Origin of the sequence: Corynebacterium sp. MSK071, assembly GCF_030232125.1 — a bacterium.
In the GTDB taxonomy this organism is placed as follows: domain Bacteria; phylum Actinomycetota; class Actinomycetes; order Mycobacteriales; family Mycobacteriaceae; genus Corynebacterium; species Corynebacterium kefirresidentii.
The window spans coordinates 123,686-141,533 of record NZ_JASPJA010000006.1; the positions used below are offsets into that span (position 1 = coordinate 123,686).

A 17,848-nucleotide genomic window follows, 5' to 3' on the forward strand; every position below is an offset into this window, starting at 1 on the left:
CACGGCCACCGAGATTCCCTCTCTCGGTGGCCGTTGAAGTTTCCAGTGGATTTATGCGTGGATTTCCGGAGGGATCTGCCCCAATTCGGGTAGAAATTTAGGAAAATTTTAGGTTAACAGCCGTTTCAGATGGTCCACGTTATGCCTGTTCAGCTGATTAGATCCTGTAGCCAGCGATGTTGTTGCCAGGTCACCCTTAAAATTTAAGTAGAAAATACTCTTAGAGCGCTGTAGGGTATTTTCCGTCCACGCGAACGCCGTGCCCTAGCATCATCTACACGCGGCGCGCGCAATTAAATTCTTCAACCATATCTACAGGGAGTCAAACCATGGGCGCACGCCGAACTTCTCGCCTCATTGCCAGCGCAGTGGCCGTAGTCACCTTCTCTTCCATTACCGTTGTTCCTACCGCCGTCGCTGCCGAGGACACTACCTTCGTCGAAGAAAAGACCACCGACGATACCGTAAGCCTCAATGGCATCGAATTCGATGAAGAAGGCAACCTGCTCGAGGAAAACAACGCCGGTGATAAGGCGATGAAAGAACTCGACGCGGAAGACGATGCCGCCGATTCCATCACCCCATATGCTGTAGATGGTGCTGAGGAAGCCACCGAGACTCCGGCCCCGAGAAGCCTGCAAAGCCGACCTCTCTTGATGAGCTCGCACAGACCGAGGCCTCCAATGACGACGTGAACGTCAAGGTGGTTAAAGACGAAAAGAAGGACCAGCTGGTCTGTGAGGTGACTGATGCCCCTGAAAAGGAAGGCAACCTGCTCGACCTCAAGCTTGCCCTAGCTAAGGCGTTCTACGATGGCGGCGAGAAGATTATCAAGACCGTCTGGGAAATCATTCCGGTAGTCGGTGACCTGGTTCCGGCCGATTTCATCGATAAGATTTCCGGTAAGACCTGGGATGGCATTGCCAAGCTGGTCAAGGAAGGCGAGAAGGACAAGACCGTTACCTGGGACCTTTCCCGTGCCCAGGGCATGGCCATCGGACGTATCGATAATGCCGATGCCGATGTTGATATGAATAACCCGGATGCCGCAAAGAAGACCGTATCCGGCCTGCTCAAGTTCGCAGACGGTACCTTTGGCAAGGGAACCAAGGTTATCTTGAAGCTCTTTAATGCAGCCGTTACCATCGCTGGCTTGGTTCCAGGTGCGAACGTCGCTGGCGACCTGAAGCTGAGCAAGGATCAGCAGAAGAGCATCGAAGACTCCCTGAACAATATCTCTACGGCGGCCTCCGACCTGGCAGCCGTCAACGCTCCGGCCGGCCAGCTGTGCTCCGATATGCTCAACGGCAAGAAGACCAAGGATCAGCCTGCTGAGGTCGATCCTTCCGAGGAACCTTCCTCCGAGGAAACCACTCCTGAGGAGTCCACCGAGCCTTCTACCAGCGAGGCTGTCGTTGTTCCCGGCAAGGATGGCCAGGATGGCGTAGATGGCCAGGACGGCCGCGACGGCCGCGACGGTCGCGACGGTCGCGATGGTAAGGACGGCGAGAACGGCCGCGACGGTCGCGATGGCCAGGACGGCGAGAACGGCCGCGACGGTCGCGATGGCAAGGACGGCCGCGACGGTGAAGATGGCCAGGACGGCAAGGACGGCCGCGACGGTCGCGACGGCCGTGACGGACGCGATGGTCGCGACGGTATCAACGGCAAGGATGGCAAGGACGCGGACCTATCTTCCGTGGCCGGCTTCTCCTTCCTTGCAGCCCTGGTAGGTGGCGGCACGGTACTGGGCATTCTGTCTGCCGTTGACTACCTCTACACCCATGGCATGCTGCCGAAGAACAGCGTCCCATGGCGCATCAACCAGTAAGACCATTCCTTAGGTCTTTAGCTGGAATCGGTAAAGCCTCCACGAGCATGTTCTCGGGGAGGCTCTTTCGATTTGTAGTCACTGTTGCGTCGCATCCCGAGAAATATTCTCACACCCTCCCTTCGCGCTCACCGGCGCGGCAGATTTCGTCGCGAAAGTGCTGCCGGTGAGCGCGAATGGCAGGGGAGGGAAAGATAGGGGAGAGGAAGTCAGATGTGGCGGCAGGTAGAAACCGCGGACTTAAGCGGAACGGGCGGCCTTCTGCCCAGCGGAGACGGTGGCGGTAAGGTCGGACAGAAAACGGTCGGGGTGGTCGACGAGCTGTCTCGGGGAATAACAAAGGACGGTGAATCCCGCCTTTCGTAGGAGCTGGTGACGCTCGCGTAGGTGGGGCAGCGCCTTCGCAGAGACGATGTCAACGAGATAGGCGTTGTTGATACACAGAGCGGTCGTGATGTCGGGAAGAGCTTTGAACTGTGCTTTGAAGAAAATAGGCCACGGGAAATCAGCCTCAATGATAAGGGCGCGGGCAAAGGACTCATATGGAGAACGGGAAAGCTCAGAGGCATGGTGGATCACAGCGCGGACGATGCGGCTATTGCGTACTCTTCCCATGCGGGCGAATTCTTGAGTGAGTTCTTCCCGGCTTACTCCGGCGCGTAGTGCCGAGTCGGCGGCGATGAGGCCATCGCGAAAGCCGTGGTAGCGGGCGATATCGATAACCGCGCGGGCTTTGGAAACACAGCGGGCGCCGTCCACGAGGACAGGTTCAGGCAGGGAAGCCTTGCGGTAGATGCGCTCGGGGTGGCGGCGGTCTTTGTGGGGGAGCGTATTGGTGGGAAGTGCCATCTCAATCTGTTCCTCGGCCGTGGCGATGACCCACAGGCCATGTACTCGGGCGGCGGATTTGGAGATGAGTACTGCGGTATAGGCACTGCGAGCGGCGGCAATGGCGCGCAGGCGCAGTTGGGACGGGAAATCGAGGCAATGATAGTGATCGCGCCGGACAGCGATGCGCGGTGCGAGCTTAAGGTAGGTGCCGTTTTTCAGGTCGGTCCAAAAGGTGGGGTGGTTAGCGCGGATGGAATCTTTATTGGTCAGTGGTGTTGTCATGCCTTTAAGCAAAGGACACGCTTCTGGCCGGCGCGAGGAAGTAACGGCCGGGCTTGTGGATAACGAGGAGGCTGAGATGGTCAAGTGCTCAAAGTGGCTGCTGGGGTAAGCAGGGGCGAACTTGTCCACAAGGTGGAGAGGCTGCACTTGCGCGAGGGCGGGAAATAGGAAAGGCCGCGCCGGCAAAAAGGGGCGGGCGCGGGCGGGGACGAGCGGGACTTAGACGGCCGGGGGAGGGGTGACCTTGTCTAGCTGCTCGGTAATCTGCGGCCACAGCTGGCCCATGATGTCATCCCAGGTAAGGATCCACACGGCATTGTCCTTATCGGCCTTACCCACCATGACGAGCTGCTCGTTGCGGGCCCGCATATGGTCCAAGGTCTTTTGCACGGTAGTAGAAGAAGACACGGACAGGGCAGGGCGGGAGAACTCGAGGACCGGGGTCTCCGGAGCTGCCAGCAAGGTATCGCGCACGTGGACTACGCGGGGAACGCGGGAGTCCTTAGGAAAGACCAGTACGCGCATGATGTTCTTGCGCACGACGAGGTCCTGGAGATCGTCCACGGTGGCGTCGGAAGGCAGGGGCACTACCTCGGAGCCATGGGCGCGGGCCATGGCGCCAACGGTGGAGTTTTCCAACTCGATGACATCGGAAATCTGGTTGGCGGAGTCATCATCCAATGCGCCGGTTTCGCGGGAATGCTCGACCAAGGTACGCAGGGTCTCGGCGTCGTAGCCGGCTGCACCGGCACGATCGACGGGCTCTTCGCCAGCTATGGCCACGAGCTTATTGGCCATGACATTGATCCATTTCAGCAGCGGGCGGAAGATCCACACGAAGCCGCGCGCGGGTACCGCGATGACCTGCAGTGCGGTTTCTGGGTGGGCGATCGCCCAAGATTTCGGCGCCATCTCACCCAGCACTAAGTGAAGGAAGGTGACGATGAAGAGGGCGAGGATAAAGCTAGCGACATCGGCAATGCCCAGTGGTAGGCCTGCAGCTTCGAGCGGGGCCATGAGCAGGTGGTGGACCCACGGTTTGGTCACGGCACCCAGCACGAAGGTAGCGGCGGTAATGCCCAGCTGCGCGCCGGCAAGCATGATGGTCAGTTCATTGAGCGAGCGCAGGCCGGCCCGGGCAGTACGGGAATTTTCCGCATACTCTTCCAAACGGTGACGGCGAGCGCCCATCAAGGAGAACTCGATAATCACAAAGAAGCCGGAAGCGGCGATGATAAGTAGGGTAACGAGGAGGTTAAACCACCAAGATTCGGTCATTATGCATCCTCCTTCTCGTCGTCATCATCGGACTGGTCGGGGTAATCCTCCACCAGCTCGATGGCAAGGACGGAGGGCACGTGGCGGTCCACCTCTTGCACGCGCAGGCGGATAGAGCGCACGGGCGCCTCATCGTGGTCCACCCAATCATCGGGCTCGGCCTCGAGCTGAATGGCGTGTTCCTCACCGACCTCTGGCAACGCGCCGGAGTGGGCGATGACGAGGCCAGCGACGGTTTCGAAGTCGCCCTCAGGCAGGTCGTGGCCGATGGCCCGCTCGATTTCATCAATGGGCGTATCGCCATCTACCACCCAGTGGGAATCGTCCTGCTCCGTGATTTCCTCGGTTTCTTCGATATCGTGCTCATCGGTGACATCACCCAAGATTTCCTCGGCCAAGTCCTCCATGGTCACGATGCCCACAAAGCCACCGTATTCATCGATAACACAGGCCATCTTCTGGTCGCTATCGCGCAGCTCCTCTACCACATCCGGCAGCGGCATCAGCTCAGGAACCACGACGGGTTCCTGCATGATGCTGGTGGCCTTGGTGGCGGCGGGAAGGTCGCTTCCCAGGACGTCGATAAGATGCACCACGCCCACCGGGTTATGTTCGTCATCGATGACGGGGTAGCGGGTGTGATCGGACGACATCATCTCGCGAACCTCACCAAGGGTGGTGTCCGGGTCAATGACGTCCACGCGGGAGCGCGGGATCATGGCATGCTCTACGTCGTGCTCAGGGAAATCCAGCAGGCGGTCGAGCACCATATAAGTATTCTCATCCAGATCGCCGGCCTCATGGGAGGAATCCACGATGGATTCCAAGTCATCGGCGGTGGCGGAGGAGTCCACGTCTTCTACCGGTTCAATGCCAAAAACCTTGAGGATGGCATTGGAAGAGTACTCAAAGAAGTGGATGAGCCAGCCGAATAGCCGCAGGTAAAGCTGCGTGGAGGAGGCCAGCCAGCGCGCCGTCTTCATAGGGGCGGCGATGGTGTAGTTCTTGGGGAAAAGCTCCGCGAAGAGCATGGTTGCAATCGTGGAGATGAAAAGCGCCAGGATGGTGCCCACGGTAATAGACACTGCGCTCGGCACACCAACGCCGCCGAGCAGGACGCCCAGTCCTTGGCCCACGAGCGGCTCGGCCACATAGCCGATGAGCAGGCCGGTAATAGTAATGCCGAGCTGCGCGCCGGAGAGCATGAAGGAGGTCTGCTGGGTAATAGCCAGCGCGCGCTGCGCCGTCTTATCCCCCTCAGCAGCCTGGGACCGCAGCTGTGTGCGGTCCACGGACATAAAAGAAAATTCCTGGGCCACGAAGTATGCATTCGCGACGATGATGAGGCCGATGACTACAAATCCGGCCAGGATCATCAAAATAGCCGATAACATGATTTACTCCCCACCGCCTAGAAGGAGGTAGGGACATCGACTGGGAGGTTCCACTGAGGGTGCCTTTCTACTTGGGAAGATGCAAACATACTACATGCTTAACCCCCCTTTCGGCCATTTTGTTCCCGCCCTATTAGGGTTTTATCCATGACTGAACCCTTCGGGCTGTATATCCACGTTCCTTTCTGTGCCACTCGTTGCGGGTATTGCGATTTCAACACCTATACCCCAGGAGAGCTCGGCAGCCCGCGCGATCTCACCGGGCCTTATCTGGATGCCTTGGACCGCGAGCTGGAGTTGGCGGCCGCGCGCGTAGGCCGCCCGGCCGAGACCGTCTTCATTGGCGGCGGCACGCCTTCTTTGCTGGGCGGGCAGGGGCTGACCCGGATCCTCAACACCGTCCGCTCCACCTTCGGCTTGGCGCCCGGAGCGGAGGTCACCACCGAATCCAACCCGGAGTCCACCTCACCGGAGTATTTCGCCCAGCTTGCCGACGCCGGCTATACCCGCATCAGCCTCGGCATGCAGTCCGCTTCCCCCGGCGTTCTCCAAGTCCTAGAACGCGCCCATACCCCTGGACGCGCCTTCGCCGCCGCTCGCGAGGCTCGCGCCGCCGGCTTCGAGCACGTCAACCTGGACATGATTTATGGCACGCCCACCGAAACGGATGACAATGTGCGCGAAACACTAGACCGCGTGCTGGAGACCGGCGTGGACCACGTCAGCGCTTACTCGCTCATCGTCGAAGACGGCACCCGCATGGCTCGTAAGGTCAACAAAGGCATCTTGCCCGCCCCTGATGAGGACGTGCTGGCCCGGCGCTACGAGATGATTTCTTCCACCCTCGAAGCGGAAGGATTTGAGTGGTACGAGGTCTCCAATTGGTCCAAGCCTGGTGGCGAGTGCGAGCACAACCGCATCTACTGGGTAGATGGCAATTGGTGGGGCGCAGGCCCCGGCGCCCACTCGCACTTAGGCAACGAGCGTTTCTTTAACGTCAAGCACCCCTCGCGCTATATCGACGCCCTTGGCCGCGGTGAGCTGCCCATTAAGGAAACCGAAGCGCTCACTGAGGCCGACCGCCACATGGAAAAGGTTATGCTTGGCCTGCGCCTGCGCGAAGGTATCCCGGAGGCTTGGATCGATACCCATGCCACTCCCGCCCTCGAGCGCTTCATAGGCCGCGGCCTGCTCGAGCGCGCCGGCGAACGCGTACGCATCACTAAGCCCGGCCGCTTGCTGGCCGATGGCATCATCACCGATCTCCTCGTCGCTGAAGAAACCTAATCTTCGTCCCGTCTACACTCGAAAGCACGTGAAAGAGCCAAGCGAATAGGAGCGACATAGTGTCTACCTCAACCGATGCCCGCCGCAAGGAAGTCCTGCGCGCCATCGTGGCGGACTATATTGCCTCCCAAGAACCGGTCGGTTCTAAAACGCTGCTGGAGCGCTACCAGTTAGGTGTTTCTTCGGCCACGATCCGCAATGATATGGCCGTGCTGGAATCCCAGGGCCTTATCGCCCAACAGCACGCCAGCTCCGGCCGCGTGCCCACCCAGCAGGGCTACCGCCATTTTGTCGACTCCCTCCATGAGGTCAAGCCGCTTTCGACCCCGGAGCGCCGCGCGATGCTCAGTTTTTTGGAAGGCGGCGTGGACTTGGAAGACGTGCTGCGTCGCTCGGTGCAGCTATTGGCGCAGGTGACAAAGCAGGCGGCCGTCGTCCAGCTGCCCAACCTTAAGGTCTCGCGCGTAAAGCACTGCGAGGTTGTGGCGCTGTCCCCAGTGCGCCTGCTGCTGGTGCTTATTACCGATAACGGCCGCGTGGACCAGCGCAACGTGGAGCTCGATGAAATCATTGACCAGGATCAGACCTTCCGCCTGCGTGACATCGTCAATAGTGCGCTGGTAGGCAAGACGCTTAGCGACGCCTCCGTGGAACTTGCCCACCTCGTCGACGAGGCTCCCTTGGATATCCGCCACCATGTGCTCAAGGTGGCCACCACGCTCATCGAGACCCTAGTGGAGCAGCCCTCCGACCGGCTGATTATGGCCGGTGCCTCCAACCTGACGCGCGTGGCCCGCGAGTTCCCAGAAGGTTTACCCAAGATTATTGAGGCGTTGGAAGAACAGGTCGTCGTCCTCAAGCTGCTTGCCCGTGTGCCGGATCTAGGCAACGTCTCCGTGGTCATCGGCGAGGAAAACGAAGAAGACCAGTTGCGCCAAGCCTCCGTTGTGGCCACGGGCTATGGTCTCGGCACCGGCGATGAGGTGGCCACGCTCGGCGGCCTTGGCGTGGTGGGGCCTACCTTTATGGATTACTCGGGAACAATCTCTAAGGTCTCTGCCGTTGCACGGTATGTGAGCGAAATTTTGGCCGGCGAGCAGTGCGAGTAAACTAGCTGGCCGCGCATTATTTTTTCAAGTTAACCCCAACAAGACGAATTAGAAGGAATATCTCTTACAGTGGCTCGTGACTATTACGGCATCCTCGGTGTTGATAAAAACGCAACTGACCAGGAGATTAAGAAGGCCTACCGCAAAATGGCCCGCAAGTATCACCCGGATCTAAACCCGGATGATGAAACCGCGGCTGAGAAGTTCCGCGATGCCGCGCTGGCTCAGGAGGTCCTACTGGATCCGCAAAAGCGCCAGATCGTGGACATGGGCGGCGACCCCATGGAACAAGGCGGCGGTGGCGCCGGTGCGGGTGGATTTGGCGGCTTCGGTGGCGGCGGCCTGGGCGATATCTTCGCCGAGTTCTTTGGCGGCGGTGCTGGCGGCTCCCGCGGCCCGAAGTCCCGCGTCCAACCGGGCAATGATGCCCTGCTGCGCACTCGCATTACCTTGGAAGAGGCCTATACCGGCTTGAAGAAGAAGGTCACCGTGGATACCGCCGTGCTGTGTGATACCTGCGGCGGCACCGGCTCTGAGTCCAAGTCCAAGCCGGTTACCTGCGATAATTGCAATGGCATGGGCGAAATCCAGGAGATGCAGCGCAGCTTCTTGGGCAACGTGATGACCACCCGCCCGTGCCCGAAGTGCCAGGGCTTTGGCGAGGTCATCACCGATCCATGCAACCACTGCGCCGGCGACGGCCGCGTGAAGAAGCGTCGCGATATTACCGTTAATATCCCGGCCGGCATCAACGACGGCATGCGCATCCGCATGGCGTCCCAGGGCGAGGTCGGCCACGGCGGCGGCCCAGCCGGTGACCTCTATGTTGAGGTCCACACGGAGGAGCACCCCGTCTTCCAGCGCAACGCCGATGATTTGAACCTCACCGTGCGCGTGCCGATGATTGACGCCGCCTTGGGCACCAACTTCACCATCGACCAGCTCAATGGCGAAGAGCTCACGATCGATATCGAACCGGGCACCCAGCCGGGTGAGTCCATCAAGGTCGACGGTGCCGGCATGCCGCGCCTGCGCACCGATGGCTTTGGCAACCTCTTTGCCCACGTGGACGTCGTCGTGCCAAAGGACCTGGACCGCAAGACCCGCGAGTCCCTGGAGAAGATTCGCAACTCCCGCGACGAGGGCGCGCGCGTGCGCACCACCGGCGACGGTCAAGAGGAATCCTTCTTCAGCCGCATCCGCGATAAGTTCCGCCGCTAATGTCGCTCCCCGTCTTCATCCACCCGGACCTTTCCGTCGCGCGCACCGGCGAGGCCTTCAGCCTCTCTGGCCCGGAGGCCCGCCACGCCGTGACGGTCAAGCGCATGGGGGAGGGCGAGCGCCTCGAGCTTATCGACGGCACCGGTATCCGCCTCACCCTCACCATCACCGCCGCCACGGGCAAGGACTCCCTAGAGGGCATGGTTGAGTCCATCGTCACCACGCCTGAGCCCACCCCGCGGGTGACCGTGGTGCAGGCCATCCCGAAGTCCGAGCGTGCCGAGCTCGCCGTGGATCTGGCCACCCAAGCCGGCGCCGATGAGATTATCGCCTGGCAGGCAGACCGCTGCGTGGCCAAATGGGACGGCAAGAAGGCACCAAAAGCGGTGGCCAAGTGGCAGGCGGCCGCAGATTCTGCGGCCAAGCAATCCCGCCGCGCCCGCATCCCCCAGGTGCGCGGCCCGCTGACCACCCCGCAGCTCGTCCAAGAACTCAGCCGCGACCGTGCCGCCGGTGATGCGGCGGCTGCACCCACCGTGCTTGTCCTGCATGAAGAAGCCACCGCCTCCATCAAGGATGTCACGCTCGCAGACGATGTCGTTCTGCTCGTCGGCCCCGAGGGCGGCATCGGTGACGCCGAGCTCGATCGCCTCAAGGAGGCCGGCGCCACGCCTATCAAGCTCGGCCCGGAGGTGCTGCGCACAGCCAGCGCGGCAATGGTGGCGCTGGCGGCAATCGGCATGCGCACCCAGCGGTGGTAGCCGGCGCTGGTAGCCTAAAGCACGTGCCTATCATCACGAAGAAATGTGAGCTAGATTCCGCCTACGTCAGCATCGTGCTGGGTAGCGCGGACGATAACTTGCGCGTGCTCAATAACCGCCTGGATGCGGACCTTTTTGCCCGCGGCAATGTCGTTACTATCACCGGTCCCGATTATGAGGTGGCCCGCGCCGCGAAGATCCTCGACGAGCTCGAAGCCATCGCCCGCCGTGGCCACGCCGTATCCACCGATACGGTCAAGCACACGATGGACATGGTGGCGGTAGAGGCGCCGCAGTCGGTTTCGGCGGCGCTGGCGGCGGACATCGTCAAGCGCCGTGGCAAGGCCGTCCGCCCAAAGACGGTGGGCCAGTCTGAATACGTGCAGGCCATCGACGATAATACGGTGGTCTTTGGTATCGGACCAGCCGGCTCCGGCAAGACCTACCTCGCGGTAGCCAAGGCGGTGCAGGCTCTGCAAACCAAGCAGGTCTCGCGCATTATTCTCACCCGCCCGGCTGTGGAGGCAGGGGAGAAGCTGGGCTTTTTGCCGGGCACGCTCAATGACAAGATTGATCCGTACCTGCGCCCGCTATACGACGCCCTGCGGGACATGCTCGATCCAGAGATGATCCCTAAGCTCATGGAGGCCGGCATCATCGAGGTCGCCCCGCTAGCTTATATGCGCGGCCGCACATTGAACGATGCGTTTGTCATCCTTGACGAAGCCCAAAACACCACGCCCGCGCAGATGAAGATGTTCCTCACCCGCCTGGGCTTTGGCTCCAAGATCGTGGTCACCGGCGACGTCTCCCAGGTAGACCTCCCGCATGGCCAGGTCTCCGGCCTGCGCATCGTGCGCCGCATCCTGCGCAACGTGGAGGATATTCACTTCGCGGACCTAGGCGCGAAAGACGTGGTGCGCCATCAGCTGGTCGGGCGCATTGTCAATGCCTATGAGACCTTTGATAATAAGAAAGCCGCAGAATACGAGGGAATGGAATGAGTATCGAGTTTCTCAATGAGTCCGGCTTCGAAGGCGTCAATGAGGAGATGCTGATTGACGTCGCCTCTTATGCCTTCGGCGCCATGGACATCAACCCCGATGCCGAGTGCACAATTACCTGCGTGGATTTGAAGACCATCGAGGATCTCCACGTGCGCTGGATGGACCTGGAAGGCCCTACCGATGTCATGAGCTTCCCCATGGATGAGCTCACCCCCGGTGCGATTGCTGGTGGCGGCCGCCCGGATGCCGCCGATCCAGGCCCGGCCATGTTGGGCGATATTGTGTTGTGCCCCGAATTCGCATTGCGCCAGGCCGATGCCGCTGGGCACTCCCTAGGTCACGAGCTTGCCCTGCTTACGGTCCACGGCTGCCTGCACCTGCTGGGCTATGACCACTCCACTCCGGCCGAGGAAAAGGAAATGTTCGGCCGCCAAAACGAGCTGCTTGCGGATTGGTACGACGATGTGGCCGATCGTGGCGTGGCTTATCAGCCCAAGCCTTCCGGGCCGAAGGCTTTTCCCGATGCCGCCGAACGCGCCAACCTGGACAAGCAGGTTCCCGGTGGGGGAATACCTGCGGTGGGAGAACCACAAGATCGCCCGGAAGAATAATTTTTCGCTTTCTTTTGTGAGCGCGTGCGCCGCATAGCACAATGGAAACCTATGACTATCCTTTCCATCCAGTCCCACGTCACCTACGGCCACGTTGGCAACTCTGCGGCCGTCTTTCCTCTGCAGCGCGCCGGCCATGAAGTATGGCCGGTCCACACGGTGAATTTCTCCAACCACACTGGCTACGGTGACTGGGGCGGGCCGATGATTCCGGCCAGCGATGTCACCTCCATTATCGATGGCATTGAAAAGCGCGGTGCCTTCCCACAGATTGACGCCATTCTGTCTGGCTACCAGGGCGGCGCCGACATTGCCGACGCCATCGTGGAAACCGTCCGCCGCATTAAGGCCGCTAACCCCAAGGCGCTTTACGCCTGCGATCCTGTAATGGGCAATGCTAAGTCCGGTTGCTTTGTCTCCGATGAGATCCCGCCGCTGCTGCGTGACCGCGTTGTGCCCGTTGCCGATATCATCACCCCCAACCAATTTGAGCTGGGCTACCTCACCGATTCCGAGGTCGGTACCCTCGATCAGACCCTCGCCGCGGTGAAGAAGGCGCAGGAAATCGGTCCAAAGACCGTTCTGGTTACCTCCGTCAAACGTCCCGAAACTCCAGAGGGCCAGATTGAGATGCTCGCCGTTGACGGCGACCGCGCCTTCCTAGTGTCCACGCCACTATTGCCGTTTAAGCGTAACGGCTCCGGCGATGTCACCGCCGCCTTGTTTACCGGCCACTACACCGAGACCAGCGACGTTAAGGAGTCCTTGCGCCGCACCGCCTCCTCTGTCTACGACCTGCTGGAAAACACCTATGAGGCCGAGACTGCTGAGCTTCAGCTCATCCAGTCTCAGGATGTATTCGCACACCCGCGCATGCAGTTCCACGCGGAGGAGCTTTAGGCCTGGGCAATCTCTACGGAAAGCCCATTGTTGCGGACCCTATCCAGTGAGAGGTTAGGTTGCCTAGCGCAGCACTGCGGCGTAATGCCACGCTAGGTCTAGCTTGATTTGGCCGAGCTGAGGATGCAGCCTCAGCTCGGCTTTCTTTATCTGCTCCTTGTATTACTTTCCGAGTCTCTCATATGAGACACCCACGCCTGCTTAAAAGTGGTATGGCGCACCATGCCCTATTAATATGGCGGCAGTCACGTTCTCATCAAGTAGAAGGAGCTCACCATGTCTAGTACCGGAAGCATCAGCGCCTCTCCCGACGGCCTTTTGATGGCACTCATTCAGTACCCCGTCCCCGTGGTTAACACCCCAGAGGACGTCCAAGCCAGCGTGGATGAAATCTGCCGCATGGTTGCCTCCACCAAGGCGGGCTACCCAGATCTCGATCTCATTGTCTTCCCGGAATATTCTTCCTCCGGTCTCAACACCAAGATTTGGTCCTATGATGAATTCCTCATTGGTCTCGATGATCCCAAGGTAGATCAGTTCAAGCAGGCTTGTAAGGAAAATGACGTTTGGGGCGTCTTCTCCATCATGGAGCCCAACCATGAGGAAGGAAAGCCGCCATTTAATACCGCCATCATCATCAACTCCGATGGCGAAATTGCGCTGCACTACCGCAAGCTCCAGCCATGGACTCCTATCGAACCGTGGTACCCAGGCGATTTGGGTATGCCGGTATGTGACGGTCCCAAGGGTTCCAAGCTCGCCGTGAATATCTGCCACGATGGCATGTTCCCCGAGCTGGCACGCGAGGCCGCTTATAAGGGCGCCAATGTCTATATCCGCATTTCTGGCTACTCCACGCAGACCCAGGATCAGTGGATCATGACCAATAAGACCAATGCCTTCCAGAACCTCATGTTCACTGCTTCGGTGAACCTGGCTGGCTATGACAACACCTTCTACTACTTCGGTGAGGGCAACGTCTGCAACTACGATGGCCACATGATTTCTGAGGGTCACCGCAACCCCGGTGAAATCGTCACCGCCGAAATCTTCCCAGAATTGGCCGATAAGGCTCGCATCAACTGGGGCCTTGAAAACAACATCTTCAACCTGGGTAACCGCGGCTACGTTGGCTACCCCGGCGGCAAGACCGAAAACTATCTCACCTGGGTCGAGGACCTAGCCAAGGGCGAGTACAAGCTCCCTTGGGCCGATGACGTCCGCATCAAGGACGGCTGGAAGTACTACCCAGACGGCCCGCAGCTTGGACCGCTGCCGGACGAGTTTAAGTAAGCTTCACTAATTTAGCGGCAAGCCCTGCACCCGTTTCGACGGGCGCAGGGCTTTGGTGTTGTCCAGCGTGCGGTCTTTTTGCTGCTAATACTCGTCGCCTTCTACCGCACCTGTATCGGCATCGGTTGGCGTATCTAACACTGCTTCAGACTCTGGTGTGTATCCGGCATCTACGTCGCCATAGTCATTAAGCGAATCTGAAGGCGGAAGGCCTCCATTGCACAGCTCGGCCCATTCTTCGGGGTACTTATATTGTCCGCCTGGACCACCGCAGACTTCTTCAGCCCGAACAGCTCTTTGTAGCTCTGGAGTGTTGCAGAGCTCAGTTGGGTGCCAAGAGCCATCGGAAAAATGGCCAAACGCGCCTAGCCCGTCATCGCAATACAGCAACTCTGGCTCCGCAGCTGCAGCCTCGGCCTGGGTCTCTGGCTCTGCAGCAACGCTATTTGCAGGTTCTTCAGGCATGCTCTCTTCGCCGCTGCTGGTAGCAGCAGAAGAGGCCGTACTCGAAGAGCTGGTGGCGGACGAAGAAGAGGTCGTCGCAGAGGTAGTGCTCGTCTCTGCTGATGGCTCGGAATCGGGGAGGAGCAGGCGGAGAGGAAGAGGGTAAGAGCAGCGCTCAAAATGAGCGCAGGAGAGGTGCGGGGCATGGAGGAGCCTTTCGGGGAGGCAGCACGGTTTGTGCTGGGGAGAGAGGTTTCTCCATAGATTAGTCCTATTCTGTGCCGCTGGTAGAAATTGGACGTGAACTAATCGGAGATTTTGGCTCTGTGGGCTATTATTGCGGGTAATGAGTTCTGATTTTGATGCACAGTTTGATGCGGCATTCGAGGGTCTTCCAGAAGACCCCGATGATGCCGTGCCGGAAGGCGCCGAGAATACGGCCGCCCCGCTTGATTATTCGCAGTACACCGACACCCCCGAAGGATTCCGTTCCGGCTTCGTGTCCTTTGTCGGCCGCCCGAATACCGGTAAATCGACGCTGACCAATGCCCTGGTAGGTCAGAAGATTGCGATTACGGCTGACCAGCCGGAGACCACCCGCCACACCATCCGTGGCTTGGTGCACCGCGAAGACGCCCAAGTTATCGTCGTGGATACGCCGGGCCTGCACCGCCCGCGCACCCTGTTGGGCGAGCGCCTCAATGAGGTAGTCAAGGATACCTACGCCGATGTGGATGTCATTGGCCTGACCATCCCGGCCGATGAAAAGATTGGCCCGGGTGACCGCTGGATCTTGGATAATGTGCGCTCCATTGCGCCGAAGACGCCGATCATCGGCATCGTCACCAAACTGGATAAGGCCAGCAAAGACCAGGTAGGCGCACAGCTTTTGGCCCTGCACGAACTGCTTACCCAGGAGGATCCGAATGCGGTAGTCATCCCTGTTTCCTCCAAGGAAGGTGTACAGCTTGATGAGCTGGTGCAGGTCATCGTGGATCACCTGCCAGAAGGCCCGAAGTTCTACCCGGATGATCACATCACTGATGAAGGCCAGGAAAAGCGCATCGAGGAACTCATTCGTGAGGCTGCATTATCCGGATTGAAGGCGGAGCTGCCGCACTCGGTGGCGGTGCAGGTCGATGAGATGTTGCCATCGCGCACCCGGGAGGGCGTGCTGGATATCCACGCCATTTTGTATTTGGAGCGGCCTGGACAAAAGCGCATTATCGAAGGCAAGGATGGCCTGCGCTTCCGCCGCATCGTGGGCAATGCCCGCAAAGAAATCATCGAGTTGCTGGGCCAGAACGTATACCTAGACTTGCGCATTAAGGTGCTGAAAAATTGGCAGTCCGACCCGAAGTCGCTGGGTAGGCTCGGGTTTTAAACCACTATGCGCGAGAACTATCGTGACCGCGCAGTGGTCATCCGCATCTACGATTTTGGTGAGGCCGATCGCGTCATTGTCCTACTCACCCGCGATCACGGCCTCGTGCGCGCGGTGGCCAAGGGCGTGCGCCGTGCCAAGTCGCGCTTTGGCTCGCGCCTGCAGCTCTTCGTTAACCTTGATGTTCAGCTGTACGTGGGCAAGAACCTAGCCACCATTTCCCAAGCGGATACGGTGGATTACTTTGGCGCGCGCCTCATCGAGGACTATGAGCGTTACACGGCGGCCTGCGCGGTGCTGGAGTCAGCCGAGCGCCTGGCTTTTGCCGATGCAGCCCATGACCCCTACCTCTACGAATCCGTCACCGCGACCTTGGAGCGGCTGCAAACTGCGGACCCAACCATGACTCTGGATGCCTTCTTGCTGCAGGCGATGGCGCATGCCGGTTGGGCGCCGAGCCTTTTCAACTGTGCCCAGTGCAACCGGCCCGGCCCGCACCACGCCTTTCACCCGGCAGTCGGCGGGGCGGCGTGCCACGAATGCCGGCCGCCGGGTGCAGCCGAGGTGGATCCGGAAACGCTGCATCACCTGTGGCTTTTAGCGCATAACTACCCGACGAATCCCACGAATGCGCAAAAGCAGGAGGGGCATCGCCTAGCGCGGGCGCACCTGCAGTGGCACATGGAGCGCAATGTTTCCGCATTGCAGGTAATGGAGCAGTAGAATATAGCCCGTGATTACGCCAGACCCGAACCGCACTTTGACCCCGCCGAATATCCCGGATGAGTTCATGCCGCGCCATATTGCGCTGGTTATGGACGGCAATGGCCGCTGGGCCCAAGAGAAGGGCATGAAGCGCACCGAGGGGCATAGGCGCGGCGAAGCCGTGCTTCTTGACGTCGTCGATGCCTGCCTGGCCGCCGGCGTTCCTTATCTTTCGGCATATGCCTTCTCTACGGAGAATTGGCGCCGCAGCCCCGAGGAGGTCCGCTTCCTTATGGGCTTTAACCGCGATGTGCTGCGCCGCCAGCGTGAGTGGCTCAATGAGCGCGGTGTGCGCGTGGTGTGGGCTGGGCGCCGCCCGCGCCTATGGCGCTCGGTTATTAAGGAGCTTGAGGCTGCCCAGGAGCTGACCAAGGATAACACCAAGATGACCTTGGCCATGTGCGTGAACTACGGCGGTAGGGCAGAGCTGGTGGATGGTTTCCGGGACATTGCCAAGCAAGTTGCAGCCGGCGAGCTCAACCCGCGCGATATTAAGGAAGAAACCATAGCGCAGCATCTCTATGATCCGGGCATGCCGGATGTGGATCTCTTCCTGCGCCCGTCCGGGGAGAAGCGCACCTCGAATTTCCTGCTGTGGCAGTCGGCTTATGCGGAGATGATTTACCAGGATAAGCTCTTCCCAGATTTCACCCCGGAGGATCTCTTCGCCGCCATCGAGGAATATGCGCGGCGCGACCGCCGCTTCGGTGGCGTCAAGAAGTAAATGCCAAGCGGCGAAGCGGTGTGCGTTTATAGCTCGGGGATAAAGATATCCTCGATGCGGCAGGAAAAGTGGCGTGCGATTTGAAATGCGAGGGGGAGCGAAGGATCGTAGCGCCCTTTTTCAATGCTGATTATCGTTTGGCGCGATACGCCTAGCTCGGTGGCCAATCCTTGCTGCGAGAGACCTTGGCTCTCGCGAATCTCTTTGAGCCGGTTGTCCATGGTTTAACTCGCTGCCCGCTTGTGGGCAAAGTAGCTAATGCCAAAGGTTCCGGTGACAAAGACTCCTAGGATGAGCGTGAGCATGGAGCCCGAAACGTGGAAATCCCAAAAAGTAGAGACAACGCCCAAGCCACCGATGCCCAGGAGCATGGCGTGCAAGGTGTTTTCGGAGGCCTGCGAATACCAATGGGATTCGATGGAGTTTTCCGGATCGGGTGTTGCTCCGCGGATGGTGGACCGATCCACCATGAATCCCCAGCTAGCCGCCGTAGCAACAAGAAATAGGCACAGTGCGTACACGGCAAACGCTAGTAGCGGCGAATCATCGTGTACGAATGCGGCCACGATGGCGCCGGCGGCTGCAGCGAGGCCCGCGCCAGCCGCAACGGATAGTGTGAGGAGTTTGGTTTGGGTGCCACCAAACTTGGGGCGGCCAAAGCGGGTGGTCTGCAAGGAGGCCTCCTGAAATAAGTGGTTGTAAAGCGTGCTTGACACTCATCTTATG

The 17,848-nt window shown here is 59.6% G+C and carries 20 protein-coding genes; 14 read left to right on the top strand and 6 right to left on the bottom strand.

What is annotated here, in order from left to right; all coding sequences use genetic code 11:
• Window positions 1-329: 329 nt before the first annotated feature.
• Both QP990_RS06625 and QP990_RS06630 read left to right on the top strand, forming a co-directional pair.
• A complete protein-coding gene (locus QP990_RS06625; RefSeq protein ID WP_284798749.1) occupies window positions 330-695 on the top strand; it encodes a hypothetical protein in 366 nt (121 codons plus the stop codon).
• The gene (locus tag QP990_RS06630) at window positions 692-1,831 is read left to right on the top strand and encodes a hypothetical protein (protein WP_284798750.1); all 1,140 of its coding nucleotides are present in this window, start codon (window positions 692-694) and stop codon (window positions 1,829-1,831) included. Before QP990_RS06625 ends, QP990_RS06630 begins: the two co-directional genes overlap by 4 nt.
• 240 nt (window positions 1,832-2,071) lie before the next feature.
• Here QP990_RS06630 and QP990_RS06635 read toward each other — a convergent pair whose 3' ends face one another.
• The 3 genes from QP990_RS06635 to QP990_RS06645 all read right to left on the bottom strand — a co-directional run bounded on the left by QP990_RS06635 (window position 2,072) and on the right by QP990_RS06645 (window position 5,616).
• The gene (locus QP990_RS06635) at window positions 2,072-2,944 is read right to left on the bottom strand and encodes a hypothetical protein (RefSeq protein ID WP_284798751.1); all 873 of its coding nucleotides are present in this window, start codon (window positions 2,942-2,944) and stop codon (window positions 2,072-2,074) included.
• A 219-nt stretch (window positions 2,945-3,163) separates the two neighbouring features.
• On the bottom strand, window positions 3,164-4,222 hold the full coding sequence (locus tag QP990_RS06640; protein ID WP_284798752.1) for a CNNM domain-containing protein: 1,059 nt from the start codon (window positions 4,220-4,222) through the stop codon (window positions 3,164-3,166).
• Window positions 4,222-5,616: a hemolysin family protein gene (locus tag QP990_RS06645; RefSeq protein ID WP_239207877.1), complete on the bottom strand. Its 1,395-nt coding sequence runs from the start codon at window positions 5,614-5,616 to the stop codon at window positions 4,222-4,224. Before QP990_RS06645 ends, QP990_RS06640 begins: the two co-directional genes overlap by 1 nt.
• A gap of 147 nt (window positions 5,617-5,763) precedes the next feature.
• Here QP990_RS06645 and hemW point away from each other — a divergent pair, with 147 nt between their 5' ends.
• From hemW to QP990_RS06685, 8 genes are all read left to right on the top strand, one after another.
• On the top strand, window positions 5,764-6,903 hold the full coding sequence (hemW, locus tag QP990_RS06650) for a radical SAM family heme chaperone HemW (RefSeq protein ID WP_200288777.1): 1,140 nt from the start codon (window positions 5,764-5,766) through the stop codon (window positions 6,901-6,903).
• Window positions 6,904-6,962: 59 nt separating this feature from the next.
• Window positions 6,963-8,012, top strand: coding sequence for a heat-inducible transcriptional repressor HrcA (gene hrcA, locus QP990_RS06655; RefSeq protein ID WP_200288778.1), 1,050 nt, complete (start codon window positions 6,963-6,965; stop codon window positions 8,010-8,012).
• 69 nt (window positions 8,013-8,081) lie between these two features.
• On the top strand, window positions 8,082-9,233 hold the full coding sequence (dnaJ, locus tag QP990_RS06660) for a molecular chaperone DnaJ (RefSeq protein WP_200288779.1): 1,152 nt from the start codon (window positions 8,082-8,084) through the stop codon (window positions 9,231-9,233).
• Window positions 9,233-9,994 (top strand): 16S rRNA (uracil(1498)-N(3))-methyltransferase, encoded by a 762-nt coding sequence (locus tag QP990_RS06665; protein WP_284798753.1) that lies wholly within the window; start codon window positions 9,233-9,235, stop codon window positions 9,992-9,994. The genes dnaJ and QP990_RS06665 overlap by 1 nt, the downstream gene beginning before the upstream one ends.
• A 23-nt stretch (window positions 9,995-10,017) precedes the next feature.
• Entirely contained in the window at window positions 10,018-10,998 is a 981-nt protein-coding gene (locus tag QP990_RS06670; protein ID WP_200288781.1) for a PhoH family protein, read from the top strand.
• Window positions 10,995-11,612, top strand: coding sequence for an rRNA maturation RNase YbeY (ybeY, locus tag QP990_RS06675; protein WP_200288782.1), 618 nt, complete (start codon window positions 10,995-10,997; stop codon window positions 11,610-11,612). The genes QP990_RS06670 and ybeY overlap by 4 nt, the downstream gene beginning before the upstream one ends.
• A 51-nt stretch (window positions 11,613-11,663) precedes the next feature.
• A complete protein-coding gene (pdxY, locus tag QP990_RS06680; RefSeq protein ID WP_200288783.1) occupies window positions 11,664-12,512 on the top strand; it encodes a pyridoxal kinase PdxY in 849 nt (282 codons plus the stop codon).
• Between the two features lie 276 nt (window positions 12,513-12,788).
• Entirely contained in the window at window positions 12,789-13,805 is a 1,017-nt protein-coding gene (locus QP990_RS06685; protein ID WP_200288784.1) for a formamidase, read from the top strand.
• A gap of 84 nt (window positions 13,806-13,889) precedes the next feature.
• Here QP990_RS06685 and QP990_RS06690 read toward each other — a convergent pair whose 3' ends face one another.
• Window positions 13,890-14,270 (bottom strand): hypothetical protein, encoded by a 381-nt coding sequence (locus QP990_RS06690; RefSeq protein ID WP_284798754.1) that lies wholly within the window; start codon window positions 14,268-14,270, stop codon window positions 13,890-13,892.
• On the opposite strand from QP990_RS06690, the gene QP990_RS06695 reads away from it, so the two are divergent.
• The 4 genes from QP990_RS06695 (at window position 14,269) to QP990_RS06710 (ending at window position 17,122) form a co-directional block, all read left to right on the top strand.
• Window positions 14,269-14,415 (top strand): hypothetical protein, encoded by a 147-nt coding sequence (locus QP990_RS06695; RefSeq protein ID WP_234288166.1) that lies wholly within the window; start codon window positions 14,269-14,271, stop codon window positions 14,413-14,415. The genes QP990_RS06690 and QP990_RS06695 overlap by 2 nt on opposite strands.
• A gap of 180 nt (window positions 14,416-14,595) precedes the next feature.
• Window positions 14,596-15,633, top strand: coding sequence for a GTPase Era (gene era, locus QP990_RS06700; protein ID WP_284798755.1), 1,038 nt, complete (start codon window positions 14,596-14,598; stop codon window positions 15,631-15,633).
• Between the two features lie 6 nt (window positions 15,634-15,639).
• Window positions 15,640-16,356, top strand: coding sequence for a DNA repair protein RecO (recO, locus tag QP990_RS06705; RefSeq protein WP_284798756.1), 717 nt, complete (start codon window positions 15,640-15,642; stop codon window positions 16,354-16,356).
• A gap of 10 nt (window positions 16,357-16,366) precedes the next feature.
• A complete protein-coding gene (locus tag QP990_RS06710; protein WP_200288787.1) occupies window positions 16,367-17,122 on the top strand; it encodes an isoprenyl transferase in 756 nt (251 codons plus the stop codon).
• Between the two features lie 26 nt (window positions 17,123-17,148).
• On the opposite strand, the gene QP990_RS06715 is transcribed toward QP990_RS06710, so the two are convergent.
• Both QP990_RS06715 and QP990_RS06720 read right to left on the bottom strand, forming a co-directional pair.
• Window positions 17,149-17,343, bottom strand: coding sequence for a helix-turn-helix transcriptional regulator (locus QP990_RS06715; protein WP_259825550.1), 195 nt, complete (start codon window positions 17,341-17,343; stop codon window positions 17,149-17,151).
• A gap of 3 nt (window positions 17,344-17,346) precedes the next feature.
• Entirely contained in the window at window positions 17,347-17,796 is a 450-nt protein-coding gene (locus QP990_RS06720) for a hypothetical protein (protein ID WP_284798757.1), read from the bottom strand.
• Window positions 17,797-17,848 lie beyond the last annotated feature (52 nt).

What these genes read in the sequence shown, in the direction of transcription:
- pdxY (WP_200288783.1), top strand. Translation starts at nt 11,664, where the DNA reads ATGACTATCCTTTCCATCCAGTCCCACGTCACCTACGGCCACGTTGGC.
- QP990_RS06715 (WP_259825550.1), bottom strand. Translation starts at nt 17,343, where the DNA reads ATGGACAACCGGCTCAAAGAGATTCGCGAGAGCCAAGGTCTCTCGCAG.
- QP990_RS06625 (WP_284798749.1), top strand. Translation starts at nt 330, where the DNA reads ATGGGCGCACGCCGAACTTCTCGCCTCATTGCCAGCGCAGTGGCCGTA.
- QP990_RS06645 (WP_239207877.1), bottom strand. Translation starts at nt 5,616, where the DNA reads ATGTTATCGGCTATTTTGATGATCCTGGCCGGATTTGTAGTCATCGGC.
- ybeY (WP_200288782.1), top strand. Translation starts at nt 10,995, where the DNA reads ATGAGTATCGAGTTTCTCAATGAGTCCGGCTTCGAAGGCGTCAATGAG.
- QP990_RS06635 (WP_284798751.1), bottom strand. Translation starts at nt 2,944, where the DNA reads ATGACAACACCACTGACCAATAAAGATTCCATCCGCGCTAACCACCCC.
- QP990_RS06640 (WP_284798752.1), bottom strand. Translation starts at nt 4,222, where the DNA reads ATGACCGAATCTTGGTGGTTTAACCTCCTCGTTACCCTACTTATCATC.
- hemW (WP_200288777.1), top strand. Translation starts at nt 5,764, where the DNA reads ATGACTGAACCCTTCGGGCTGTATATCCACGTTCCTTTCTGTGCCACT.
- era (WP_284798755.1), top strand. Translation starts at nt 14,596, where the DNA reads ATGAGTTCTGATTTTGATGCACAGTTTGATGCGGCATTCGAGGGTCTT.
- QP990_RS06695 (WP_234288166.1), top strand. Translation starts at nt 14,269, where the DNA reads ATGCTCTCTTCGCCGCTGCTGGTAGCAGCAGAAGAGGCCGTACTCGAA.
- QP990_RS06690 (WP_284798754.1), bottom strand. Translation starts at nt 14,270, where the DNA reads ATGCCTGAAGAACCTGCAAATAGCGTTGCTGCAGAGCCAGAGACCCAG.
- QP990_RS06685 (WP_200288784.1), top strand. Translation starts at nt 12,789, where the DNA reads ATGTCTAGTACCGGAAGCATCAGCGCCTCTCCCGACGGCCTTTTGATG.
- QP990_RS06665 (WP_284798753.1), top strand. Translation starts at nt 9,233, where the DNA reads ATGTCGCTCCCCGTCTTCATCCACCCGGACCTTTCCGTCGCGCGCACC.
- recO (WP_284798756.1), top strand. Translation starts at nt 15,640, where the DNA reads ATGCGCGAGAACTATCGTGACCGCGCAGTGGTCATCCGCATCTACGAT.